Below are 23,752 nucleotides of genomic sequence, written 5' to 3' on the forward strand. Positions count from 1 at the left end.
GGTCATGAGGCAGCCGGAGCGTGGAAGCCTCCACACATGACCGAAAGCGCATACCTCTACATGGCGAACCCTCGGATCACGGTCCTTGGCGTCAACCCGGGCCAACCGCCTTTTCGCATCGTCGAGCTCGACGGCGAGGTGGTCGGTGAGGCCAGGGAACTTGTCGACGTCCTGGAGGTGGCCGCTCAGGCGGGTCACGTCGTGCACGACGTGGACGACCCGGATCAGGTGCGCTGGGTGGGCGGCGACAAGTTCACCTGGAAACCGAAGGAGACGACGGGGCCCGAAGGAGTCGACGAGGCCCGGGGAGCCTGACGAGGCCCGGGGGACCTAGGAAACCGACGGAGCCGAGCCGGCCGAAGCGGGGCACGCCCGGGGATCGGGGCGGTCGGGCTCCAGGTCGTAGATCCTGTTCAGGAGCTCGGCCTCGTTGCCCGTCAGGCCCGCGCGGCGCAGCGCCTCGTCCGCCTCCGCCATCGGCCCGGCGAGCAGCGAGGCCGCCGCTGCCGGTGAGGGGCCGGACAGGGCGGCCCGTGCGGTGTGCAGCAGCCGCAAGCAGGCCTGGGCTGCGGCCAGTTCCGGGGTCGGCGTGCTGGTCATGTCGAGAGCTCCTCTGCGCGGGGTCACAAGGGCCGGTGGCTCGCACCGGTGGACCCTCCACTCTTGCGCACGGGTCTGACAATCGGGCTCTAGGCGGTCGCGGCGCGGCGGGTGAGGCGCAGCGTGAGGCCGTCCGGCATGAGTGTGAGGCGCTCCGCGACCCGCAGGCGGTAGGCGGGGTCGGCGTGCAGGTCGTAGCGGCGCAGGAGCAGGCCGAGCACCAACGTCGCCTCGTGCAGCGCGAACTGACGGCCGATACAGGCCCGCGCGCCCGTGCCGAACGGCTTGAAGACGTGGGCGGGCCGCGCGCGTACCGCCGAAGGGGCGAACCGGTCGGGGTCGAACTCCTCGGGCCGCTCGCCCCAGGCCGCCGGGTCGCGGTGCAGCAGCGTGGCGAGGACGAGCGCCCAGGCCCCCTCGCGCATCGGGTGCACACCGCCGAGCGTCGTGTCCTGGAGGGCCTGGCGCGAGAAGCCCGGCGCGGTCGGCCACAGCCGCAGTGACTCGTCCAGGACGCGCCGCAGGTAGCGCAGCTTGGCGACCTGCTCGTACGCGGGCTCCTCCGCGTCACCCCAGACCTCGTCGACCTCCGCCTGGGCGCGGGCCAGGACTTCGGGGGAGCGCGAGAGGTAGTGCAGGGCGAAGGACAGCGCGCCCGATGTCGTCTCGTGCCCCGCGACCAGGAAGGTGATGACCTGGCGGCGGATGTTCTCGGCGGAGAGCCGCTCACCGGTCTCGGGGTGCGCGACCTCCAGCATCCGGTCGAGCAGGTCCCCGTCGCCGGGGCCCGAAGCGGCGCGGCGGGCCGCGACCACGTCGTCGACGGTGCGGTTGAGGTAGGCCATGTCGGCGGCGTTGCGCCGGGTGGCGCCGCGCAGCAGGAGCGGGGCGAGCGCGGGCGGTACGACGTTGCGGCGCTGGGCGTAGGAGAGCGTGCCGACCATGGCCGACACGAAGGGGTGCGGCCGGGACCGCTCGAAGGAACCGAAGTCGTGCCCGAAGCCGGTGCGGGAGATCGTCTCCAGGGTCAGCTTCGTCATGTCGCCGGGCACGTCCACCGGCCTGCCGGACTCCTCGCGCGCGTCCCAGCGGGCGGTCAGCTGCCGGGCGACGTCCAGCATGAGCGGGTGGTATCCGGCCATCGCGTCACGGCTGAAGCCCGGCGCGAGGATGTCGTGCGCCAGCTGCCAGTTGGGCTCGTGGTTGTACGCGGTGAACAGGCCGTCACCGGCCACCGGCCGCAGGTTGGCCACGCCAAGGCCGACGTGCTTGGCGAACCGCGACTCGTCGGCCAGTTCGGCCGCGAGCCCGGCGCCCCAGACGAAGACGATCTCCTTGCCGAACGCCTTGCGCCGGAAGATGGGCCCGAGGCCGCTGCCGATGCGCATCGAATCCTGCACCGGCGTCCGGACGTGGGCGCCCAGGACGTCGCCGATCAGGGGCAGGCGGCGCGGCGGATGCGGTATGAGGTCGAGCCGCGGCCATCCGAGCTCGGCACTGCGGAACCCCTTGGGAGCCCCGGCACCCTTCGCCACCTGCGATGCCTGCGACACCTGCGCCATGTGTGCCATCTCCCCTGAGCCGCAGACCCGTTGAGCCTGTTGTACGCGGATTCAATAAGCGTCATCAGTCTGCTGCCGCTGTTGAATCCACGTCAAGTAAGGTGCTCCCATGGCCGCGAACCCGCAGGAGCGCACGCGCCGCAGGCTCAGCACCGAGGAGCGCAGGGAGCAGCTTCTCTCGGCAGGGGCGCGGCTCTTCGCCCAGAATCCGTACGACGACGTCTGGGTCGAGCGGGTGGCGGAGATCGCCGGAGTGTCGCGCGGCCTGCTGTACCACTACTTCCCGACCAAGAGCGACTTCTTCGCCGCCGTGGTGCAGCGCGAGAGCAGGCGCATGCTGCGGCTGACCGCGGCCGTGCCCGGAGTCCCCGTCCGCGATCAGATCTGCACGGGCCTCGACACGTTCCTCGCGTACGTCGAGTCGCACGCCGAGGGCTTCCGCGCCTTCCACCGGGCGGAGGAGACGGGCGACGCCACGGTCCGCAGGATCTACCGCGAAGGCCTGGCGGCCCACGAGGACCAGATCCTGCAGGCCCTCGCCGCGGACCCCGGGGCCGCGTCCACCCCGCACGAACTGCCCGCGCTGCGTCTGGCCGTGCGCGGCTGGCTCGCCTTCATGGTGACGGTCTGCCTGGAGTGGCTCGAGGAGCCGGAACTGCTGCCGCGCGCGCAGGTGCGGGATCTGTGCGCGCGGGCGCTGATGGGTGCGATCGCGCCCTGAGGGCGATCGTGGTCAGGCGGCCATGGCCAGGGGCCGCGCCGCGGCCACCACGCGGCCGTCGGGCAGCAGTTCACCGGCGTCGTCGAAGACGATCGTGCCGTTGCACAGCAGGCTCCAGCCCTGTTCGGGGTGGGCGGAGAGGATCCTGGCCGCGAGGTGGTCGGGGCTGTCGGCGGGCGGGCACTGGGGCTGGTGGGCGCACATGGCGTACCTCCGGGTGGGGGTCGCGAACCTTGCGCGCGGCCCGGTCTTTTCTCGGTTTTTCCTTGTATGGGTTAAGACTCAGTGGCCGGCCTCAACTCATCGCTCCGCGAGGCTACTTGTGCAGTCAGCTGGGGAGGAAACCGGCCCAGAAGTGCGCCAGGAGTGTGGTACGCGCCGACGTGTCCGCGGCCGTGTCGGCCAGGCGGCCCGAGGCCCAGAGGAAGAAGTCGTCGGCCTCCGCGTCCATCCAGTCGTACGTCGGGTCGAAGGGGCCGGGGTCCGGTGCGGGGTAGCGGAGTTCGAGGGCCGTGCCCCGCGCGTCCTCGACCGTGAAACGGCGGGAGGCGTCGGGGCCCGCGGACTGCCGGACGGTCACCGCGTCGCAGTCCCAGCGGCGCCGGCCGATCTGGAGCCAGAGCGTCGCCGCCTCGTCGGAAGGGTCCGCGTAGAGCGCCGCCGTCCCTGCCTCGCCCAGGTGGACGAAGCCGTGGCAGCGGCCGGACGCGGGGGCCAAGAGCCCCGTGCGGGGGTCGAGGTCCCACGTCCGGCCGTGGTGGTCGTAGTCCTGGAGCAGCATGGACGTCAGGTGATCACGAGCGCGGCGGGATGCCGAGCTCCCGGTCGACGGCGGCGCTGGTGCGGGTGGCCGCCTCGATGACCGCGGCCCAGCTGCCGTACTTGGCGAACTGCTGGTCGGCGGTAGGGCCCAGGGGATTGCCGTACTTCTTCATGTTCCGCTGCTCCAGGGCCTCCACCGCCTCGGGGGACATCCCGGCGCGGGTGATGTCCTTGGCCTCGTTGCGCATGTCGACGAGGGTGCGGGCGATCTCCTCGTCGGAGCGGCCTTCCTCGTGCATGCGGTCCGCCACGCGCTCCATGGTGTCCAGAAGCTGGTGGTAGCGCAGCCGCACCTCCCGTGCCCGCTCCCGCTCCTCCGGGCTCATCTGCCGGATCAGGCAGACCGCCGGGTCCTTGCTGGTGCACGCCTCCTCGGGCGCGGGGGGCGGGGCGAGCAGGCTGGTGGCGGAGGGGGAGTGCCGCACCAGGGCGTCCGCGTGGGCGTGCGCCGGGGCGAGCAGGGTGCCGCTGAGGGTGGTGAGGAGGGGGAGGAGGAAGAGGACGACGAGGCGGGGGAGGAGCCGCGGGGGGATCCGGCGGACCCGGGGAGTCCGCTTCGGCGGGACGGTTAGGTCACGGACGTCGGGTACATCGGGTACGGCCATGGGGTGGGCGCGCACGTAAGAACTCTCCTTCGCCTGGGAGTTGGGGCGAAGGGGACATTACGGTGCGATAACGGCCGGGGGCGGCCACCCTCGCGGCGCGTCCGGGTGACGTAGGAGATGACGCACGCGGCACACCGCCGCGCGCCGCGCGCCCGGTTCAGCGCGTCGCTGCCCTCTCGCCCGCGGCCGGCCGCAGGCTCAACGCGTGCAGGACCAACTGCATCTCGAACTGCGCCACCGGATCATGCAGCCGGTCGCCGAACACCTCGTCCAGCTGCCGCAGGCGGTAGCGGACCGTCTGTGGGTGCACGGCCAACCGCGTGGCGACCTCGCTCGCGTTGTGCCCGCACCGCAACCAGCACAGCAGGGTCTCGGCGAGACGCTCGCGCTGCGGTGAGCGCACTTCCTCCAGAGGCAGCAGATGCCGCTGCGCGAGCGCGTCGATCAGCGCCTCGTCCTGGAAGAGCAGCAGCGTCGCCAGGTGGTCGGCGCAGTGCAGCAGGCCCGCGCGGGGCAGGATGCCGCGCCGGGAGAGGTCGAGGGCGTCAAGCGCCCAGCGCAGCGAGCGCGCGCCCTCGTGCAGCGCGACCGTGGGGCCGATCACCGCGCGCAGGCCCTGTAACGCGGCGGCGATCGAGCGGGCCCGCCCCGGCCCTTCCGGGTCGGGCACCACGATGCGGCCGGGCTGCTCGGAGAAGCGCGCGAGGAACTCCGGGGGGACGATGGGGCTGACGGTCTCCGGGGCCAGGGTGTGGTCGATGACGACCACCGCCACCTCGCGCGGGATGGGCCACTGGGCGGCCTGCGCGAGATCGGCGATGGCTTCCGCCGACGCGGGAGGGTCGGCGGTCAGCAGGTCGATGAGACGGGCGCGGCGCTGCTGGAGTTCTCCCGCGGCGTGCAGCCTGGCCTCCGTGTAGCCCGCGGTCGTCGCCGCGGCCATCTCGTCCAGGTGCAGGAAGAGGGCCTCGCCGAAGGCCGCGAGCACGTGCCGCGGCAACAGGTCGGCGTCGACCAGGGCGTTGACCCGGCGCCAGGTGACGCGCGCGCCGAGGCGCAGCGCCGACTGGAAGGAGTCGAGGCTGCGGCCCTCGTCGGCCTCGCCCCTGCCGATGTTCTGGTAGGTGGCCTTCACCGAGACCCAGTCGGTGTCCGGGTGGGCCATCCGGGCCAGGAACCCCTCCAGGGCCTGCTCCACGCCCCGGTTCACGACATGCATGTACGTGTCGTCGGTCGGGCGTGCGTACTCCGGTATCTCCGTGCGGATCGCCCGCACCACCTCCGACGTGATGTCGGCCAGGAACGGCCGCATGTGATCGTGGAGACCAGAGGGGAAGGCCCTGAACGCGGCGTACGACTCCTCTGCCGGGGTGCCCGCCGGTGCGGGGACGCCTGCCGGAGGTGTGCCGGCGGGCAGTGCCGAACCGTTCACCATGGGGTGCTCCCTCTGTGCACGGGGGGACAAAGGTGTGGTGAAGACGCCGCCACGGGTCCGTGGCGGCCCGTCGAGGACGGACAGACATGATGCTGCCTCCTGTCACCCCCGTGACAAGAGGCAGCGCGTGCGAACTAGCTCACGTGAGAGGGCAGTTGCCGAACTCCGGTCTGCCCGCGAACCGGTCGCCGAGCCACTTGACCGTGTCGTCCTTCGCCAGTTGATCGGTCGTCAGGTGCTCACCCGGATAGACCTTCCACTGGGTGGTGATCCTCGCCTTGCAGTACGCCGCGCGCGTCGCGTCCTCCGTCTCGATCGGGACGACTTCCTCCAGCGCGCCGCGGTACTGCAGGACCGGGAAGTCGATCTCGTGCGTGGCTCCCGATCCCGGACGGCCGATGCCGACGCCGAGCTTCTGCGCGTCGACGACCTGGCCCCACGTCCTGCCGTCCGTGCCCTTGAGCGCGTAGAGCTGCTCGAAGCTGAGACCGCCCTTGGTGTTGTTCTCGAGCTTCTGGCCCGCGAGGGTCGAGATGGTGCCGACCAGGCAGTGCGACCTGGCCTTCTTGACGGTCTCCTTGCCCTGGTCGTTCAGGAGTTCCTCGAACGGCATCCGGGGGTGCGCGGACGACAGACCGAGGACGGCGTCGACCAGGAAACCCGCGAACGGGCCGCCGTTGAGCGACTTGGCGACCACCTTCAGGTCGCCGGGCACGCCACCGGACGCGTCGCCCACGATGTCGAGTTCAGGGGCGTACGAAGCCGCGAGCTGCGACGCCCACAGGCTGGCCGCACCGCCTTCGGAGTACCCCCACAGACCGATCTTCGTCTGCGGGTCGAGGCCGCTGCCGGGGATCGCGGGGGCGCTGCGCGCCATGTCGAGCAGCGCGTGCCCGGCGTCGGTCCCGGAGACGTACGGGTGGGTCTGGCCGTCCAGGTAGCCGGCGCCGTCCGTCGCGGCGACGGCGTAACCGGCCTTCAGGAGCGCCGCGATGTTCTCGCCCTCGTACTCGTCCTGGAAGGCGCCCGCGAGCTGCTTGGAGAAGGCGCACTGCGGACCGAGCCCCAGCGTCCCGGGGTTGAAGGCCACGACGGGGCGGCTGCCCCGCCCCTTCCACTCCGCCGTGGGCACGGCGACGGTCCCGGAGACCGCGACCGGCTTGCCCGTGTTGTCCTTCGAGCTGTACTGGACCTTCCAGGCACGCATCGGGATGTTGCCCGGCACGTGCGGGAGGGCGGTCGACCGGCAGGCGATGACGCTGCCGGGATCGCTCGGGACGGACCCCGGCACCTGGTAGATCCGCTCGTCCGTGGCGTCGCACGCCGCCGACGCGTCCGGGGCCGCGGCGGCGCCCGCCGTCAGCGTCGGCACGCCGAGGCCGAGGCCCGCGAGGGCGACGGCCGAGGTCAGCGCCAGCAGTCTCTTCCTACGTTTCGCTCTTGGCCTGCGCACGGGTGCTCCTTCGTTTCGAGTTCGTTCGAAAGGGGGTGGATGGGGGGACAGCTGTGCACGCCGAGAAGTTACGGAGCGGTAACCAGGCGCAGATAGTCAGCGGAGCCACAGCCCGCCGGAGCGGAACTGTGCGCCGGGGACAAGTGGCGGCAGGCCCTCCTGCGCGACGATCAGGGCATGACCGAGCCCCAGGTGACGGCCCAGGACCCACGACCGTGGCTGCGCTTCTACGCCGCCGGGGTGCCGCACCGCCTGCACGTCCCCGATGTCACGCTCCCCGAGCTGCTCGACGCCGCGGCCCGGCGCCACGGCGGCCGGTCCGGCTTCCGGGGGCTGCACCGTGCCGTGGGCGCATGCGCCGCCACGCTGCGGACGCTGGGCATCCGGCACGGCGACCGGGTGGCGCTGGTGTTGCCCAACTGCCCCTGGTTCGCCGTGGCGTGGCATGCGGTGCTGCGGCTCGGGGCGGTCGTGGTGGCCATCGACCCGGCGGCGCCCCGCGAAGTGCTCGGGCAGCAACTGGCCGACTCGGGAGCGGTGCTGGTCGTCGCCGGCGCTGCGGCGGGGGAGCGGCTCGACGCCGTGCGCGGTGACACGTTCGTACGGGAGGTCATCACCGTCCCGATCGACGGGGAGTGGCCGGGGCGATCCCTGATGCGCAGGATGCCCCGGCCGAAGACCCAAGGTGAGGCGCCGCGGGCCGACGATCTCGCCGTCCTCGCCCACGTCGCCGTCGGCGGGCCCGCGGCCATGCTCACGCACGCCAACCTGGTCGCTGCCGCCCACCAACAGGCGGCGTGGCACCCGCAGGTGCGCGGCGGGCGCGAGACCGCACTGGCCGTCACGCCCCTCTGGCGTCCGCACGGCCTGCTGTTCGGGCTGATCACCCCGCTGCTCACCGGGGCGCGTACGGTCCTTCTGCCGGACCCCGAACCAGAGGTACTGCTGCGTACGGCGCGCCGCCGGAAAGTGACCCTCCTGGCGGCCGAACCCGCCGACTGCCGACGTCTTCTCCGGCGCCCCGCCCACGAGTTGGAGGCCCTCGCCACGGTGCGGACCTGGCTGACCGCGACACTGGACGCCGGGACCGCCGACCGCGTCCGGGACTCGGTCGACGCGGTGCTCGTGGAGGGCTACGGCCTCCCGGAAGCCTCGGGTGCTCTCCTCGCCAACCCGCGCGGAGCCAACGCCCGCCCCGGCACCTCCGGTCTGCCCCTGCCCGGTACGGAGGTCCGCATCGCCCAGGAGGGCACCCCCGGCGTGGAGTTGCCCCCGGGGCAGGCCGGTGAACTCCTGGTCCGGGGGCCGCAGGTGTGCGCGGGCTATTGGGGCGACCCGGCACAGAGCGCGCGGCGGCTGTTGCCGGGCGGGTGGCTGCGTACGGGCGACATCGCCGTACTGGGCCCGGACGGATATGTGACCGTCATCGGCGGCCCGGCCGCCGGGGGCTTCGGGGACGTCCCGGCCCCCGCGTCACACCTCCAGGAACGCCCCCGTCCGTGAGCCGCTCGCCCGCGCGATCTCCTTCGGCGTCCCCTCGGCCACGATCTCACCGCCGGCTTCGCCGCCTTCCGGGCCCATGTCGATGATCCAGTCGGCGGCGCGGATGACGTCCAGGTTGTGCTCGATGGTGACGACGGTGTTGCCCGCGTCGACGAGGCGCTGCAGGACGCCGAGCAGACGGGCGGTGTCGGCGGCGTGCAGGCCGGTCGTGGGCTCGTCCAGGAGGTAGAGGGTGCGGCCCGTGGCGCGGCGCCCCAACTCCTTGGCGAGCTTGACGCGTTGCGCCTCGCCTCCGGAGAGTGTGGTCGCGGGCTGGCCGAGCTGGAGGTAGCCGAGGCCGACGTCGGACAGCCGCTGGAGCCGTGTCGCCGCCCCCGGCACCGCTTCGAAGACCGTCAGGGCTTCGTCGACGGTCATGTCGAGGACCTGGGCGATGTCGTGGCCGCCGTACCGCGCGGCGAGCACCTCGGGCGTGAAGCGACGGCCACGGCATGCGGGGCAGCGCACCTCCACGTCGGGCAGGAAGTGCATCTGCACCGTCAGGACCCCGGCGCCCGTGCACCGCTCGCAGCGGCCCCCCGCCACGTTGAAGGAGAAGTGCCCGGCGGTGAGCCCTCGTTGCCGGGAGCCGTCGCTCGCCGCGAACGCCTCGCGGATCGGCGTGAACGCGTCCGCGTACGTCGCCGCGTTCGACCGGGGCACCCGGCTGATCGCCTGCTGGTCGATGGTCACGACCTTGTCGACGTGCTCCCAGCCCTCGATCCCGTCGTGGGCGCCGGGGGTGTCGCTCGCCCCGTGGAAACGCTGCCGTGCGGCACGCCCCAGGATGTCGAGCACCAGTGACGACTTGCCCGAGCCCGAGGGGCCGCTCACGGCGACGAGCCGCCCGAGCGGCAGCCGCGCGGTGACGTTCTTGAGGTTGTGCGCCCGCGCCCCGCGGATGACGAGCCCGGCACCGGGCGCGGGCGACCTGAGCGCGGGAAGCGGCATCGCCAGGCGCCCGGAGAGATGGTCGCCGGTGACCGAACCGGTGGTCGCCGCCACCTCGTCGGGTGTACCTGCGGCCACGATGTGCCCGCCGGCGCGGCCCGCGCCGGGCCCGACGTCGACCACGTGGTCGGCCGCGCGCAGCACGTCGAGGTCGTGCTCGATGACCAGGACCGTGTTGCCCAGGTCCCGCAGGCGGCGCAGGACGTCGATCAGGCGGGCGGTGTCCGCGGGATGCAGCCCGATGGTCGGTTCGTCCAGGACGTACAGCACTCCGGTCAGGCCCGAGCCGAGCAGCGCGGACAGGCGCAGACGCTGGGTCTCGCCCGCCGAGAGGCTGGGGGCGGCGCGCTCCAGGGTCAGATAGCCGACGCCGACGTCGACGAGGCGGCGCACGCGTTCTCGCAGGTCGTCCACGATCGGCTCGGTGACGTGCCAGGCCTCGCTGTCCGTGATGTGCTCGCGCAGAGCAGCGATCCACCCGGCGAGTTCGTCGAGCGGCAGGCGCGAGGCCTCGACGATGGTCAGCCCGGCGACGGTGACCCGTCGGCTCTCCGGACGCAGACGGGTGCCCTCGCAGTCCGGGCAGACGTCGTTGACGAGGAACTTCTCCGTCTTCTCGCGGTAGGCGGGGTCATCGATGCGCTCGGCGTACCGGCGCAGCACGTTCGTGACCACGCCCTCGAAGCGGCCGCGGCCGACCGTCGCCGGTGGTGCCACGTCCGGGAAGTGGCGGCGGAACCGATCACTGTCCACCCCGTGAAGCAGCAAGTCCCTTTGCGTGTCGGTCAGTTCTCGTATGCGGGTCTCCGTGTCGAAGGCGAAGCCGTAGTGCTCACCGGCGGCGCGCAGGATCGTGGTGTTGCGCTCGGTCAGCGCGGGGAGCCAGCCGAGCACCGCGCCCCCGGCGACACTCAGGTCCTCGTCGACGAGGCGGCGCACATCGGCCTGGAAGACGGTGCCGATGCCGGTGCAGGTGGTGCAGGCACCGGCGGGCTTGTTGAAGGAGAACGTGCCCATCACCATGCCCGGCACGGGCGCCCCGCAGTGCGAGCAGGGGAGCGCGGGCCGGTCGTCGTCGGGCGAGGCGTCGGTGCCGGGTGCGGCGCCTGGTTCGGCCCCGGACGGCTCGTCGTCCCAGAGCTCGTCGCCGCTCACGTGGTAGGCGGGCGGGACGTCCTGACCGCACGCCGGGCACGGACGGTGGCCGATGCGCGCCCACAGCAGACGCAGATACGTGAAGACCTCGGTGACCGTGCCGACCGTCGACCGGGGGCTGCGGTTGGTCAGATGCTGGTCGACGCTGATGGACGGCGACAGACCGGTGATCGAGTCGACCGAGGGCTTTCCGGCGAAGGTGGTGACCAGGCCGAGCGACTCCAGATACTGCCGCTGGCCCTCCCGGTGCAGGGTGTCGAAGGCGAGCGTGGACTTGCCGGAGCCGGAGAGGCCGGTCAGGACGACGAGCTGGTTCTTGGGAAGGGTGAGCGAGACGTTCTTGAGGTTGTGCAGGCGTGCGCCCTTGACGCGGATCGCATCGGCCCTGGCTGTGATGGCATCCATGCCTTCAAGTGTTTCATTTAAGTGCTTGTTGAGACTTTTGCGAAAGGGACGCCGATTGCCCCGTGCCTCGGCTCGGATAACCTTCAACTCCGAGGTTCCGTCGGACGTCTGGGGAGGGCCTTCATGAGGGGAGCCGAGACCGCGCTGCGCCCCGTCGATCTGGCGCGTGCGGCCGGTGTCTCGACGCAGCAGATCCGCAACTACGCCGACGCGGGCATCCTGCCGCCGACGCCCCGCACGCCCGCCGGATACCGCAGGTTCGACGCACGCCACCGCGACGCCCTGCTCGTCTATCGCGCGCTCGTGCCCGGGTACGGTCTCGAGACCGCCCAGGCGGTCATGCGGGCCGTCCATGCGGCAGACCTTCCGCTGGCGCTGTCCCTAGTCGACGCCGGGCACGCCGACCTGCACCAGCAACGCCTCTCCCTGCGGGCGGCGGGCGAGGCCCTGGAAGCCGTCGCGAAGGAGACGCCGGACGCCCCCGCGCCGCCCGCGACGCCGCCGCACCTGCGCATCGGCGAAGTGGCCGCCCGCCTCGGCGTGCGCACCTCCGCGCTACGGGTGTGGGAGTCGGCGGGGCTGCTCAAGCCCCGGCGTGAACCGGGCACCCACTACCGCTGGTTCAGCCCCGTCGACGTACGCGACGCGCGCATCGTCAGCATCCTGCGGCAGGGCCACTACCCCCTGCCGCAGATCCACGCGGTGCTCGACGGGCTGCGCGAGACGGGCAGCCCCGACGCGCTCCGGGCGGCCATCGCCGGGCGCCTCGCGGGCCTCGCCACGCGCTCGACCGCCATGCTGGCCGCATCGGGCCTGCTGCATCAGTACGTCACCGACGACCGGCACCTGTCTGAAGATCAGCCCCTCACTGACGCACCGGGCGGCGGTCCCGCCTGACGCCGGAAGGTGCCCCCGGCCGTCGGTGCCGGGCGGGCCGCCGCAGGGTGACCGCGGTGACGACGGCGCCCAACAGGACGCACAGGGCCGCCAGTTGAAGCCCGCTGTCGTAGCCGTCCAGGAAGGCGCTGCGCGGATCGGCGCCGTCCCGCAACGCCGTGCGCTCCGTCCGCGTCAGGACCACGCCGACCAGGACGACCCCGAAGACCCCGGAGATCTCCCGGGCCGCGCTCACCAGGCCCGAAGCCATGCCGGTGCGCGTCGCGGGGACATCGGCGACGGAACGTACCGTCAGCGGAGTCGTCAGGGCCGAGCCCGCGCCGATCAGGAGCAGCCCCGGCTGCAGATCCCAGTACTGCGCGTGCAGCCCCGTCCCCGAGACCCACACGAGCCCGACCGCGACCAGGACGAGCCCGCCGGCGATCGACCAGTGCGCCCCCACCGCCTTCGCCGCACGCTCGGCGAACGGCGTCGTCACGAGCAGCGCGCCCGCCAGCGGCAGGAAGGCCAGACCCGCCTTGGTGGGGGAGAAGCCGAGCACGCGCTGGAGGTAGAGCGCGGTGAAGAAGAACACGCCGTTGACGCCGATGCCCCACAGGACCTGGGCCGCCGCGCCCCCGCCGAGTGAGCGGTTGCGCAGCAGACGCAGGTCCACCAGCGGCAGGAACGTACGCGACTCGACGACGAGGAACGCGATCCCGGTGGCCGCCGACAGCCACAGGCAGAGCGGCACGGGCGGCGTGCTGAAGCTGTGCTCTCCGCCCCTGACCAGGCCGTACGTGAGGAGGAAGAGCGAGGTCGTGGACAGTGCGACGCCCGGCAGATCGAGGAGCGGCAGCAGGCCGCGGCGCACGCGCGTGACGGTCCGGGGCACCGCGGGCACCAGCAGCAGGGCGAGCACTCCGAAGGGGACGTTGAGCAGGAACACCCAGCTCCAGTCCCACCGCTCGGTGACGAAGCCGCCCACCACCGGCCCAAGTGCGAGCGCGACAGCGAGCGCCGCCGTCCACAGGCCGACCGCCATGGCGCGTCTGCGGGCGGGCAGATCGGCGGCGACCACCGCGAGCGAGGCCGGGATGACGAGCGCGGCGCCCACACCCTGCACGGTGCGCGCCGCGATGAGCGTCCCGCCGCTGTCCGCGAGGGCGGCCGCCAGCGAGGCCACGGTGAACACGACGATCCCCGCCGCGAGGACCACCCGGCGGCCGAGCAGATCCGTGAGCCTGCCACCGGCCGGCAGGAGCGAGCCGAAGCTCAGCACGTAACTGGTGGCCACCCACTCCAAGTCGGTGACGCTCAGGCCGAGGTCGCGCTGCACGGTGGGCAGCGCGACATTGATGACGGTGTTGTCGAGCGTCGTGATGAAACCCGCGAGGGCGAGCATCGCCAGCAGAGCGGTCAGCCTGCCACGGCCCACGTGCGGCTCCCCTCGGTCGCGATGCCGTCCCGCTGGGGGATTCTCCGGGCCCGCGACGGCCGTCGCTGCTGCCCGCGACGCCGAATCGGGTGCGGCGGCTTGTCAGTGAAGTGACAGAGGTTGTCAGACGATCTGTCAGCAGCCCGTCTTACTCATGGGTCACATCCGGGCGGAACCTGGTGCACCGCTCGTCCCGGTCCTCACGACGCTCTCGTCCCGGTCCCTCACGATGCTCGTCCCGGTCCCCGCGAGGCCCGTCCCCGGCCCCCGCGCCGTCCAGTTGGAGCCGCCATGTCCACCACGCAGACCCGCCAGCCGCCCGAAGGCCCGCTGCTGACCGACCACTTGGCGCACTGGGCCGCCACCCGGCCGCACCAACGCGCCTTCACCCACGTGGACTTCCCCGAACCGGCGTCCCCCGGCCTGCACCACACCCTCGGCTGGCAAGGGCTCGACACGCGGGCCCGCGCGATCGCCGGGCGCGTCGCGGCGATCGCGGGCCCCGGCGAGCGGGCGGCCCTGCTGCTTCCGCAGGGTCTCGACTACGCGGCGGCGTTCCTCGGCTGTCTCCACGCGGGGGTGATCGCGGTACCGCTGTTCAGCCCCGAACTGCCCGGCCACGAAGGCAGGTTGGCGGCCGTCCTCGCGGACTGCGAGCCCGCGTGCGTGCTGGCCGAGGCGGCGTCGGCTCCCGGGGTCGAGCGGTTCATGACCGGGCAAGGGCTGCCGCCGGTTCCCGTGGTCCTCGTGGACCGGCCGGGCGAGCCGTCTCAGGCCGCCCTTCCCGAGCGGCTCGAACCGGACGACATCGCCTACCTCCAGTACACCTCGGGCTCCACACGCAGCCCGGCAGGCGTCGTGATCAGCCACGCCAACGTGGTGGCCAACGCCCGCCAGGCCATCGACGCCTTCACGGCCGACGCGGCGGCCAACACGACGGTCGGCTGGCTGCCCCTCTTCCACGACATGGGCCTCGTCCTGAGCGTGGCGGCGCCCGTCGTCGGCGGCTTCCCCTCGGTTCTCATGGACCCGGTCGCCTTCCTGGAGCACCCGGTGCGCTGGCTGCGGCTGCTCGCCGCGTATCCCGGGACGATCAGCGCGGCACCCAACTTCGCGTACGACTACTGCGCGAGCAGGGTCGACCGGGACGAGGCCGCCGAGCTGCGCCTCGACCGGGTCAAGGTCCTCATCAACGGCAGCGAACCCGTGCGCCCCGGCACCGTCGACCGCTTCCGCGACGCGTTCGCCGACGCGGGGCTCGCGCCCGAGGCGCACTGCCCGGCGTACGGCCTCGCCGAGGCCACCGTGTTCGTGACCACCGACACCTTCGACGCGCCGCCCACCGTCGTGGCCTGCGATCCGTCGGCGCTTTCCGAAGGGCGCCTGGAAGTCGCCGAGTCGACGGACCCGGAGGCGACGCGCCTGGTCGCCTGTGGCACCCCGGCAGGGCAGGAGCTGCGCATCGCGGACCCGGCCACCGGCGCCGGACTCCCGCCGGGCGAGGTCGGCGAGATCATGCTGCGCGGCCCCAACATCGGCCTCTGCTACTGGAAACGCAACGGTCTCTCGGAGGAGGTCTTCGGCTTCCGCCCACCCGGCGCGACCGGCCAGGAGGGCCAGGGCGGCGCAGACGGCGACGCGGGATGGCTGCGCACGGGCGATCTCGGCGCGCTTCACGACGGGCGGCTCTACGTCACCGGCCGGCTCAAGGACCTGATCATCGTGGACGGCCGCAACCACTACCCGCAGGACATCGAGGAGACCGTGCAGTCGGCCGTCGACCTCGTGCGCAGGGACCGGCTCGCCGCGTTCTGCGTCCCCTGGACGGGCACCGAGACCGAGGTTCTGGTCGTCGTCGCCGAGCACCGGCGCGGCGCCGCACCCACGGAACAGGAGGTGCTCGCCGCCCTGCGCACCGCCACGGCCGCCGTCTCGGCCCGGCACGGACTGCGTCTCGCCGAACTCCTCCTCATCGCGCCGGGTTCGCTGCCGAGGACGAGCAGCGGCAAGGTCGCCAGAGCCGCGGCCCGCGCACGCCATCTGCTCGGCGCCTTCGGCGAGGGCGGCAGGAGCGGCGCGGAGGACCCGCGATGAGGGAGGCGGGCCAGGCGGAGATCCGGGGCGAGATCGTCGAGAGCCTGAGCGCCTGGTACGGCCTCGCGGCCGAGGAGATCGCGGACGACCGCCCGCTGGCGGAACTGGGCCTCACCTCACGTGACGCGGTCGTCCTGACGGCCCGGCTGAGCGACCTGGTCGGCACCAGGCTGCCCGCGACGCTGCTCTGGGAGGCGTCCACCATCGGCGCGCTCACCGAGCGGGTGGCGCGCGGCGAACCGGAACACGGCGGGGCGCCGTCGAAGCAGGCGGGTGCGGGGGCTTCACCCACGCAGGGCGACACACCGGTGGCGGTCATCGGCATCGGCTGCCGGCTGCCCGGCGCGGTCACCTCGCCCGCCGCCTTCTGGCGGCTCCTGGGCGAGGGCCGCGACGCCGTGGGCACGGTCGGCGAGGACCGCTGGGCGCCCTTCGTCCGGGCGGGGAGGAGCCTGCCGGACGACCTCAGCAGGCACGGCGGTGTCCTCGGGGACGGAAGCGTCGAGGGCGTGGCGGGCTTCGACGCCGAGTTCTTCGGCATCGGCGCGGACGAGGCCACCGCCATGGACCCGCAGCAGCGCATGCTCCTGGAGGTCACCCGTGAGGCCGTCGACCACGCGGCCCTGCCCGCGCCGTCCCTCGCGGGCACCCGTACCGGGGTCTTCGTGGGTATCAGCGGCAACGAATACGCCCATCTCACCACCGCGGACCCGGCGTCCATCGGGGCCTGGACCCCGCCGGGCGCGGCCCTGAGCGTGGCCGCCAACCGCCTCTCCTACCTCCTGGATCTGCGCGGCCCGAGCATGGCCGTCGACACGGCGTGCTCCTCCTCGCTGGTCGCCGTGCACCACGCGGTACGCAGCCTCGGCGCGGGCGAGAGCGACGTGGCGCTCGCCGCCGGGGTGAACCTGCTGCTTTCCCCCGCGGTGACGCTCGGCTTCCAGCGGGCGGGAGCGCTGGCAGCCGACGGGCGGTGCAAGGCGTTCGACGCGTCGGCCGACGGCATGGTGCGCGGCGAGGGGTGCGGGGTCGTCGTCCTCAAGCGTCTCGCCGACGCCGAACGCGACGGGGACCGCGTCCTCGCGGTCATCGAGTCCACCGCAGTCAACTCGGACGGCCGTTCCAACGGACTCACGGCCCCCAGCGCCGACGCCCAGCGCACGCTCCTCGAGCAGTGCCATGCCGGGCTGCCCGGCCCCGTGGACTACGTCGAGGCGCACGGCACCGGCACGTCCCTGGGCGACCCGATCGAGGCGTCCGCGCTTTCGGCCGCGCTCGGCGCGGGGCAGGGGCGGGCCACCGACCAGCCGCTGCTCATCGGCTCGGTGAAGACGAACATCGGTCACCTGGAGGCGGCGGCGGGCATTGCCGGGTTCATCAAGACGGTGCTCGCCCTGCACCACGACGAGATACCGCCCCACCTGCACTTCACCGCCCCGGGCCCACACGCCGACCTCGACGCGCTCGGCCTGCGCGTCGTCACGGGCCCCGAGCCGTGGCCCCGCTACTCGGGCATCGCACGCGCGGGAGTCTCGGCGTTCGGCTTCGGCGGCACGAACGCGCATGTCGTCCTCGCCGAACATCGCGTGCCGCGCGGTCCGCGCTCAGCGGCCACCGCAGCGGCCGTGGCCCTGCTCGACGGCGTCACCGAGGACCGCGTCCGCGCGTACGCGGGCGAGCTCGCCCAGTGGCTGGCGGGGCCGGACAGCCGCTCCGTGCGTCCCGCGGACCTGGCCCGCACGCTGTCCGGACGTGTGGGGAGGGGCCGCCACAAGGCGGCGGTCGTCGCCCGCGACCGGGAGGAGCTGCGCACGGCACTGGAGCATCTGGCCGGGCGGGAGCCCGACGCGCGGGTGGTCCTGGGGGCACCCGCGCCCGGAGCGCCCCCGACCGGTGCCGGTCCCGGGGCCGTGTGGGTGTTCTCCGGGTACGGGTCGCAGTGGCCCGGCATGGGAAGCGAACTGCTCGCCACAGAGCCGGAGTTCGCAGCCGCCGTCGACCGCCTGGAACCGCTGCTGCGCGACCGGGCGGGCATCTCGCTGCGGGAGTGCATGGACCCCGGCGCCGATCTGTCCTCGCCCGCCGTCGTCATGCCCACCCTCTATGGAATGCAGGTCGCCCTCGCCGAGCTGTGGAGGTCCTACGGCTTCGAACCCGCCGCCGTGATCGGCCACTCGATGGGGGAGATCGCCGCGGCCGTCGCCTGCGGCGCCCTCGACGAGGCCACCGGAGCGCGCGTCGTCGCGATCCGCTCGCGGCTCCTCGCCGGGCTGACCGGGGGCGCGATGGCGGTGGTGGGCCGGCCGGGCGAGCACATCGAAGCCCTGGCCGCCGACTTCCGCACGCTCCAGGTCGCCGTGCACGCTTCCCCGGCGCAGAGCGTGGTCACCGGCTCCGCGGACGACGTGCGCGGCCTCATCGACCATGTCACGGCGGAGGGCGGGTTTGCCCGCTCCCTGCGCGTCACCGGGGCGGGACACTCGCCCCACGTGGACCCGCTGCTCGGCGAGTTCGCCAGGGAGCTCGGCACCGTACGCCACGCGCGGCCCGGCTGCCGTCGCTACTCCACCGTCCTCGCCGACCCGCGCGACCCGGCACCCTGTGATGCCGGCTACTGGGTCGCCAACCTGCGGCGTCCCGTCCGCTTCACGCAGGCGGTACGCGCCGCCGCCGACGACGGCCACCGCCTGTTCGTCGAAGTGGCCCCGCATCCCACGCAATTGCACCCGCTGACCGAGACGCTGCGCGAAGCGGGCGCCGAGGACCCGCTGATCCTGCCGACCCTGCGCCGGGGCACCGACGACGCGCTCACCTTCCGCACCTCGCTGGCCACGCTCCTCGTACGCGGTGTCGGCGGACCCGGGTCACTCCGAGCGCTGCATCCCGGCGCCCGCGTCGTCGACGTCCCCACGCCGCGCTGGCGGCACCGCCGATTCTGGGCGGGGGAGGCACCCGGCCCGCAGCACGAGCTGCCGCGCCACGCACCGACTTCCGCCCGCCTCACGGGCCCGCTCGACCGTCTCCGCGGCTGCGTCGCCGACGTCATGGGCTACACCCCGGACCGCATCGACGCCGACACCCCCCTCACCGACCTGGGGCTCGACTCGCTCAGCGCGGCGCGCATCCGGACCGCGGTGGAGCGGGAGTTCGGGGTGGAGCTGGAGCCAGGTGTGCTGCTGCGGCAGGCGACGCTGCGAGGGGTCGCGGAACTGCTGCCGGAGAACCGCGGCATCGGGGAGGTCCGGGCAGAACCCAGGCCAAGGCGAAGGGAAGGCCCCCTCCGTGTGCTGGCCGATACGGGGCCCGGCACCCCCCTCTTCCTGGCGCACGCGGCGGGCGGCACCTCCGAGGTGTACGCACGCCTCGCCGAGCGTCTGGCCGACTCCCGCCCCGTGTACGGCTTCGACCGGCTGACGACGCCGGAGGACGTCGAGCCCCGGGCGGCGGAGTTCGCGGAACGCATCCGTGCCGTGTGCCCCAACGGGCCGTGGCTCTTTGGAGGTTGGTCCTACGGCGGACTGCTGGCCCAGGAGGCGGCGAGGCTCCTCGCGCCGCACGGCACCGTCCCCGCCCTGGTGCTCCTCGACTCCGTGCTGCCGCTGCCCGTGCCCCCGGGCCTGACCCCGCTGGAGGAAGCGCACCGCCGTTACGCCGACTTCGCCGCGTACATCGAACGCACCTACCGCGCCCCACTCCCCTTGCCCTACGAAGAGCTGGCGCGCCGGGATGACGCCGAGCAGATCGCCCTGGTCATGAAACTCCTGGAACAGGCCGTCGACCTTCCCCAGGGGGTCCTCGACCATCAGCGCACCTCGGCCCTCGACCTCCGCAGCGGCGAACGCCACAGGCCCGGACCGTACGCGGGCCGCACCCTCCTCTACCGGGCGACCGAACCGGCCCCGCACACCGTGCGCGACGTCCGCTACGAGCGGGACGACGAGAGCCTCGGATGGGACGTCCACTGCGCCGACCTCACGGTGACCCCGCTGCCGGGACACCACCTCGCCCTGCTCGACCCGCCGGTCGTGGACACCCTCGCGGAGTTCTTGACCCGCGACCTGCGCGACACCTGACCCTTCGCACCCCCAAACCGTCCGCCCGTCCGAGAAGAGGACCGCGTCCATGCCGCAGAAACACCGCAGACCACGCAAGAAGCTGGCCGCCCTCGCCGCGGCCACCGCGCTCCTCGCCACCGGCGGAGCCCTGGGCACCTCCACCGCCCTGGGTGCGCCCACCGCGGCCCCGGCGGCAGCCCGAGCCGCCGACGGCCCGCGCGTCGTCGGCGAGAAGTGGATCGACTCCCGCACCGTCGACCTCACCGTGGACTCACCCGCCGTGGGCAAGCAGCTCCCCGTACGCGTCATCCTGCCGGCCCGCTTCGAGGAACAGCCGGACCGCACCTGGCCCGTGCTCTACCTCCTCCAGGGCGCCCACGACGACTACACGTCCTGGACCCGAGAGACGGACGTCGAGGAGTTCCTGGCCGACAAGGACGTCCTCACCGTGATCCCCGCGTCGGGCCCCACCGGCATCCCCACCGACTGGTGGAACCACGGCAGCCCCACCGCCCCCGACTACGAGACGTTCCAGGTCGAGGAGTTGACGGGACTTCTGCGCGCCACCTACCGGGCCAACGGCACCCGCGCCGTCGCCGGAGTGTCCACCGGGGGCTACGGCGCCATGGCGTTCGCTGCCCGGCACCCCGGTACCTTCGGCGCGGCGGCCTCCTACAGCGGCGTCCTGGACACCACGGCCCTCGGCATGCCGACGGTGATGAACGCCATCGTCGCCCGGGAGCTCCAGCTGCCCTCCGCCCTCTGGGGCAGCCCCTTCCTGCACCGCGAGAACTGGAACCGCCACAACCCCGCCGCCCTCGCCAAGAACTTGGCGGGCACCCGGCTCTATGTCTCGCAGGGCAGCGGCATCCCCAGCAGCGACTTCGGCAACCTCGAGGGCGCGATCCTGGAGGGCACGCTGTGGAGCCAGGCGCACGCGTTCGCCCGGCAGCTGGACCGCGCCGGCGTCCCGGCGACGGTCAACTTCTACCGCGGCGGCTCCCACGCCTGGCCGTCCTGGCAGCGGGAGTTCAAGGCCTCCTGGCCGACGCTGGCGGCGGGCCTTGGGCTTCCCGCGCAGGCGGCCTGACGTCGGCGGAGATGCGGGCCAGCCGCCGCTCGTCGGGCCAGCGCACCGCGCTCGCCCACGAGGCCAGCTCGAAGAGGCGGATCAGCCGGGCGCTGGAGTCGAGCTGACCGCGCAGCACCCCGTGGCGGGCGGACGTCGGGTCGGCGTGATGGAGGTTGTGCCAGGACTCGCCGCCGGAGAACGGCGCGAGCCACCAGACGTTCCCCGAACGGTCCCGGACCCGGAAGGGACGGTCCCCGCTGATGTGGCAGATCGAGTTGATCGACCAGGTGACGTGATGGAGCAGACCGATGCGGACGAGACCCGCCCAGAAGAAGGCGGACCAGGCGGCGCCGGAGTCCCAGGCGCCCTCACCCCACAGACCTCCCGCCACCGCGGGCGCGCCGAACGAGAACAGCACGATCAGCGGCTGCCAGCGCGCCACCAGGACCAGGTCACGGTCGGCGAGGAGGTCGGGGACGTACTTGCGCTGGTCCGTCTTGTCGTTGTTGAAGGTCCAGCCGACGTGCGCCCAGACCATGCCCTTGAGCAGGGCGCGTACGGAGGTCCCGAACCGCCAGGGGGAGTGCGGGTCCCCCGGCTGGTCCGCGAACCGGTGGTGGCGGCGGTGATCGGCGCACCACGTGATCGCGTCACCCTCGACGGCCATCGTCCCGGCCACCGCGAGAGCGATCTTGAGGGGGCGGGCGGCCTTGAACGCCTTGTGCGTGAACAGGCGGTGGTAGCCGACGGTGATGCCGTGCACGGCGATGGCGTACATCACCGCGCCGATCACCAGGTCGTGCCAGGTGACCCCCCACCCCCACAGCACGACGACGGACGCGATCACCGCGACAAAGGGAATTCCGACGAAAACCCCCACGACGATCCGGTCCGCTGTGCCCATGCGTTCGCCCGTAGCGGCGCTCACACTCGCATCTTCCATGAGATCTACTCACCTTCCAGTGCGGGTGAGCCGGACGTTAGCGACGGAATTAAGGAGGCCTCTACTCGGAAAGTGATGACAGGACCCTGGTTGGATTAGCGATCCCGGTGAATTGCGGCCGATCTGCTTGTGGAGAGCAGGTGTTCGACCGCACTGTATGGACCCGTTGGACAAGTGTGCCGAAGGAGGAACCTCATGGATGTGCTCGCAGAAGCGGTCGTCGCGGGAGCCGAGGCGGACGAGCTGCGCCGGCTTCCCGTACCCGCCGAATTCACCGCCGCGCATCTGCGGAGGGAGGACGTGGAGAGTTTCACGGGGGTCGCGGACAAAGATGTCCGAAAGACACTTCATGTCGGCCCGGTGCCGATGCCGGAACTCGCCCCGGACGAAGTCCTGGTGGCCGTCATGGCGAGCGGAATAAATTACAACACCGTGTGGTCGGCGATGTTCGAGCCGTTATCCACATTTTCCTTCCTGCGGCATTTCGGCGCGCAAGGGGGATGGGCGGAGCGGCACGACCGGCCCTTCCACGTGGTGGGTTCGGACGCGGCCGGTGTCATCGTCCGTACGGGGGCCGGGGTGCGCCGCTGGAACATCGGCGACGAGGTCGTGGTCAGCCCCGCCTACGTGGACGACGAGGAACCGGCGACCCACGCCGACGGCATGCTGGGCGACGCGCAGCTTGCCTGGGGCTTCGAGACCAACTTCGGCGGCCTCGCCCACTACTGCGTGGCCCGCGCCAGTCAACTCCTGCGCAAGTCGGACCGGTTGACCTGGGAGGAGGCGGCCGCGAGTCCGCTGTGCGCGGGCACCGCCTACCGCATGCTGGTCAGTGACCGCGGCGCGCGGATGACCCAGGGCGACGTCGTGCTGATCTGGGGCGCGGCGGGCGGCCTCGGCGCGTACGCGGCGCAGCTCGTCCGCAACGGCGGCGGCATCGCGGTGGGCGTGGTCGGCAGCGAGGAGAAGGCGGAGCGCGCCCGTGCCTTCGGCTGCCACGCGGTGATCAATCGCGCCGAGATCGGGCTGACCGGCACCGCTCCGGCCGATCCGGCGGCGGTCGGCAAGAAGCTCGGCAAGCGGATCCGTGCCGCGGTGGGGGAGGACCCGCACATCGTGTTCGAGCACGTCGGGCGTGCGACCTTCGGGGTCTCCGTCTTCGTGGTCCGCCGGGGCGGCGCCGTCGTCACCTGCGGATCGAGCACCGGCTATCTCCACGAGTTCGACAACCGCTACCTCTGGATGCGCCTCAAGCGCGTCATCGGCAGCCACGGCGCCAATCTCCAGGAACAGGCCGCGGTGGCCCGCCTCCTGGACCTCGGACACATCCGGCCCGCGCTTTCGGTGACGTACGACCTCCAGGACACCGCCGAGGCAGCCCGTCTCGTCCAGACGAACCGCCACACGGGAAAGGTCGGCGTGCTCGCGCTCGCGCCGAGAACGGGTCTGGGGAGGCGGAGTGCGACCCTGACCTGAGCGGAGACGGGCCCTCCCGTTCGATGGGAGGGCCCGTCTCGCGCGCGTCCGTGCTCAGCGCACCGTCACGAAGACGACGGGCGAGATGGCGCGGCCGCCCACGATGCGCAGGGCGTTGCGGCCCTTGAGGCCCAGCTTGACGCGCATCTTGTAGGTTCCGTTGCGCGCGGTGTAGACCGACGCGGGCAGCGACACCCAGCGCTTGCCCTGCTTCTGCTGCAGGGTGACGCGCGTACCGGCCTTCATGTTGCGGCCGACTCCGTAGATGTAGAAGTTCTGCCACGCGCGCACCTTGGCCGTGGTCGACTTCGCCGTCAGTGTCGGGCGCGGGGCCGCGGTCGTGGCGGCGCCGGCCACGGGAGAGATGTGCGGGCTCACGGCGCCGGCACCGGCCGCCGCGGGGCCCGCCAGGACGGCCAGGGCCGCGATGCCCGCCACTGACATGTACTTCACCGATGCGTACGTCGGCTTCCACCGGTTCACGGTCAACTTCTCGTCTCCATCTGTCCGTTGAATTCCCGCTCGGACCCGGCTGCGCGGGGGCTCG

The 23,752-nt window shown here is 72.6% G+C and carries 19 protein-coding genes; 8 read left to right on the top strand and 11 right to left on the bottom strand.

The window, feature by feature from the left end; genetic code table 11:
* Positions 1-36: 36 nt before the first annotated feature.
* Positions 37-315, top strand: a complete 279-nt coding sequence (locus AB0M70_RS08705) for a hypothetical protein (RefSeq protein WP_365817845.1) — start codon at positions 37-39, stop codon at positions 313-315.
* Positions 316-330: 15 nt separating this feature from the next.
* Here the strand turns inward: AB0M70_RS08705 and AB0M70_RS08710 are convergent, their stop codons facing one another.
* Positions 331-600 (bottom strand): hypothetical protein, encoded by a 270-nt coding sequence (locus AB0M70_RS08710; protein WP_365817847.1) that lies wholly within the window; start codon positions 598-600, stop codon positions 331-333.
* Positions 601-689: 89 nt separating this feature from the next.
* Positions 690-2,162, bottom strand: coding sequence for a cytochrome P450 (locus AB0M70_RS08715; RefSeq protein ID WP_365817849.1), 1,473 nt, complete (start codon positions 2,160-2,162; stop codon positions 690-692).
* A gap of 109 nt (positions 2,163-2,271) precedes the next feature.
* On the opposite strand from AB0M70_RS08715, the gene AB0M70_RS08720 reads away from it, so the two are divergent.
* Positions 2,272-2,883: a helix-turn-helix domain-containing protein gene (locus AB0M70_RS08720; RefSeq protein ID WP_365817851.1), complete on the top strand. Its 612-nt coding sequence runs from the start codon at positions 2,272-2,274 to the stop codon at positions 2,881-2,883.
* Between the two features lie 12 nt (positions 2,884-2,895).
* On the opposite strand, the gene AB0M70_RS08725 is transcribed toward AB0M70_RS08720, so the two are convergent.
* The 5 genes from AB0M70_RS08725 to AB0M70_RS08745 all read right to left on the bottom strand — a co-directional run bounded on the left by AB0M70_RS08725 (position 2,896) and on the right by AB0M70_RS08745 (position 7,198).
* On the bottom strand, positions 2,896-3,087 hold the full coding sequence (locus tag AB0M70_RS08725; RefSeq protein ID WP_365817853.1) for a DUF5999 family protein: 192 nt from the start codon (positions 3,085-3,087) through the stop codon (positions 2,896-2,898).
* Between the two features lie 124 nt (positions 3,088-3,211).
* Positions 3,212-3,664, bottom strand: coding sequence for a hypothetical protein (locus tag AB0M70_RS08730; RefSeq protein ID WP_365817855.1), 453 nt, complete (start codon positions 3,662-3,664; stop codon positions 3,212-3,214).
* A 13-nt stretch (positions 3,665-3,677) separates the two neighbouring features.
* Entirely contained in the window at positions 3,678-4,325 is a 648-nt protein-coding gene (locus AB0M70_RS08735) for a hypothetical protein (RefSeq protein ID WP_365817857.1), read from the bottom strand.
* A gap of 142 nt (positions 4,326-4,467) precedes the next feature.
* Positions 4,468-5,745, bottom strand: a complete 1,278-nt coding sequence (locus tag AB0M70_RS08740; protein WP_365817859.1) for a helix-turn-helix domain-containing protein — start codon at positions 5,743-5,745, stop codon at positions 4,468-4,470.
* Between the two features lie 139 nt (positions 5,746-5,884).
* Positions 5,885-7,198, bottom strand: a complete 1,314-nt coding sequence (locus tag AB0M70_RS08745) for a lipase family protein (protein WP_365817861.1) — start codon at positions 7,196-7,198, stop codon at positions 5,885-5,887.
* A 177-nt stretch (positions 7,199-7,375) separates the two neighbouring features.
* Between AB0M70_RS08745 and AB0M70_RS08750 the strand changes: the two genes are divergently transcribed.
* Positions 7,376-8,701 carry an AMP-binding protein gene (locus tag AB0M70_RS08750; protein WP_365817863.1) on the top strand — a complete coding sequence of 442 codons (1,326 nt, stop codon included), beginning with the start codon at positions 7,376-7,378 and terminating at the stop codon, positions 8,699-8,701.
* On the opposite strand, the gene uvrA is transcribed toward AB0M70_RS08750, so the two are convergent.
* Positions 8,672-11,251: an excinuclease ABC subunit UvrA gene (gene uvrA, locus AB0M70_RS08755; RefSeq protein WP_365817865.1), complete on the bottom strand. Its 2,580-nt coding sequence runs from the start codon at positions 11,249-11,251 to the stop codon at positions 8,672-8,674. The two genes, AB0M70_RS08750 and uvrA, sit on opposite strands and share 30 nt — an antisense overlap.
* A 123-nt stretch (positions 11,252-11,374) precedes the next feature.
* On the opposite strand from uvrA, the gene AB0M70_RS08760 reads away from it, so the two are divergent.
* Positions 11,375-12,148, top strand: a complete 774-nt coding sequence (locus AB0M70_RS08760) for a MerR family transcriptional regulator (protein ID WP_365817867.1) — start codon at positions 11,375-11,377, stop codon at positions 12,146-12,148.
* Here the strand turns inward: AB0M70_RS08760 and AB0M70_RS08765 are convergent.
* Positions 12,117-13,565, bottom strand: a complete 1,449-nt coding sequence (locus AB0M70_RS08765; RefSeq protein WP_365817868.1) for an MFS transporter — start codon at positions 13,563-13,565, stop codon at positions 12,117-12,119. The genes AB0M70_RS08760 and AB0M70_RS08765 overlap by 32 nt on opposite strands.
* A 291-nt stretch (positions 13,566-13,856) precedes the next feature.
* Here AB0M70_RS08765 and AB0M70_RS08770 point away from each other — a divergent pair, with 291 nt between their 5' ends.
* Genes AB0M70_RS08770 through AB0M70_RS08780 form a run of 3 tightly spaced genes read left to right on the top strand, consistent with a single transcriptional unit; the run spans position 13,857 to position 20,804 of the window.
* Positions 13,857-15,659 carry a fatty acyl-AMP ligase gene (locus tag AB0M70_RS08770; protein WP_365817870.1) on the top strand — a complete coding sequence of 601 codons (1,803 nt, stop codon included), beginning with the start codon at positions 13,857-13,859 and terminating at the stop codon, positions 15,657-15,659.
* Positions 15,656-19,732, top strand: coding sequence for a beta-ketoacyl synthase N-terminal-like domain-containing protein (locus AB0M70_RS08775; RefSeq protein WP_365817872.1), 4,077 nt, complete (start codon positions 15,656-15,658; stop codon positions 19,730-19,732). Before AB0M70_RS08770 ends, AB0M70_RS08775 begins: the two co-directional genes overlap by 4 nt.
* A 49-nt stretch (positions 19,733-19,781) precedes the next feature.
* Complete coding sequence (locus tag AB0M70_RS08780; RefSeq protein ID WP_365817874.1) at positions 19,782-20,804, top strand: alpha/beta hydrolase family protein; 1,023 nt, start codon at positions 19,782-19,784, stop codon at positions 20,802-20,804.
* Here the strand turns inward: AB0M70_RS08780 and AB0M70_RS08785 are convergent.
* Entirely contained in the window at positions 20,746-21,729 is a 984-nt protein-coding gene (locus AB0M70_RS08785) for a fatty acid desaturase (RefSeq protein ID WP_365817876.1), read from the bottom strand. The genes AB0M70_RS08780 and AB0M70_RS08785 overlap by 59 nt on opposite strands.
* A 195-nt stretch (positions 21,730-21,924) precedes the next feature.
* On the opposite strand from AB0M70_RS08785, the gene ccrA reads away from it, so the two are divergent.
* Positions 21,925-23,205, top strand: a complete 1,281-nt coding sequence (gene ccrA, locus AB0M70_RS08790) for a crotonyl-CoA carboxylase/reductase (RefSeq protein ID WP_365817878.1) — start codon at positions 21,925-21,927, stop codon at positions 23,203-23,205.
* Between the two features lie 54 nt (positions 23,206-23,259).
* Here ccrA and AB0M70_RS08795 read toward each other — a convergent pair whose 3' ends face one another.
* Positions 23,260-23,688, bottom strand: a complete 429-nt coding sequence (locus AB0M70_RS08795; RefSeq protein ID WP_365818753.1) for a hypothetical protein — start codon at positions 23,686-23,688, stop codon at positions 23,260-23,262.
* Between the last annotated feature and the right edge of the window lie 64 nt (positions 23,689-23,752).

Origin of the sequence: Streptomyces sp. NPDC051214, from assembly GCF_040682375.1 — a bacterium.
Lineage (GTDB): Bacteria > Actinomycetota > Actinomycetes > Streptomycetales > Streptomycetaceae > Streptomyces.

Bases quoted from the DNA above. Each gene is read 5' to 3' on its own strand.
- AB0M70_RS08705 (WP_365817845.1), top strand. From the start codon at position 37: ATGACCGAAAGCGCATACCTCTACATGGCGAACCCTCGGATCACGGTC.
- AB0M70_RS08710 (WP_365817847.1), bottom strand. From the start codon at position 600: ATGACCAGCACGCCGACCCCGGAACTGGCCGCAGCCCAGGCCTGCTTG.
- AB0M70_RS08715 (WP_365817849.1), bottom strand. From the start codon at position 2,162: ATGGCGCAGGTGTCGCAGGCATCGCAGGTGGCGAAGGGTGCCGGGGCT.
- AB0M70_RS08720 (WP_365817851.1), top strand. From the start codon at position 2,272: ATGGCCGCGAACCCGCAGGAGCGCACGCGCCGCAGGCTCAGCACCGAG.
- AB0M70_RS08725 (WP_365817853.1), bottom strand. From the start codon at position 3,087: ATGTGCGCCCACCAGCCCCAGTGCCCGCCCGCCGACAGCCCCGACCAC.
- AB0M70_RS08730 (WP_365817855.1), bottom strand. From the start codon at position 3,664: ATGCTGCTCCAGGACTACGACCACCACGGCCGGACGTGGGACCTCGAC.
- AB0M70_RS08740 (WP_365817859.1), bottom strand. From the start codon at position 5,745: ATGGTGAACGGTTCGGCACTGCCCGCCGGCACACCTCCGGCAGGCGTC.
- AB0M70_RS08750 (WP_365817863.1), top strand. From the start codon at position 7,376: ATGACCGAGCCCCAGGTGACGGCCCAGGACCCACGACCGTGGCTGCGC.
- uvrA (WP_365817865.1), bottom strand. From the start codon at position 11,251: ATGGATGCCATCACAGCCAGGGCCGATGCGATCCGCGTCAAGGGCGCA.
- AB0M70_RS08760 (WP_365817867.1), top strand. From the start codon at position 11,375: ATGAGGGGAGCCGAGACCGCGCTGCGCCCCGTCGATCTGGCGCGTGCG.
- AB0M70_RS08770 (WP_365817870.1), top strand. From the start codon at position 13,857: ATGTCCACCACGCAGACCCGCCAGCCGCCCGAAGGCCCGCTGCTGACC.
- AB0M70_RS08775 (WP_365817872.1), top strand. From the start codon at position 15,656: ATGAGGGAGGCGGGCCAGGCGGAGATCCGGGGCGAGATCGTCGAGAGC.
- AB0M70_RS08780 (WP_365817874.1), top strand. From the start codon at position 19,782: ATGCCGCAGAAACACCGCAGACCACGCAAGAAGCTGGCCGCCCTCGCC.
- AB0M70_RS08785 (WP_365817876.1), bottom strand. From the start codon at position 21,729: ATGGAAGATGCGAGTGTGAGCGCCGCTACGGGCGAACGCATGGGCACA.
- ccrA (WP_365817878.1), top strand. From the start codon at position 21,925: ATGGATGTGCTCGCAGAAGCGGTCGTCGCGGGAGCCGAGGCGGACGAG.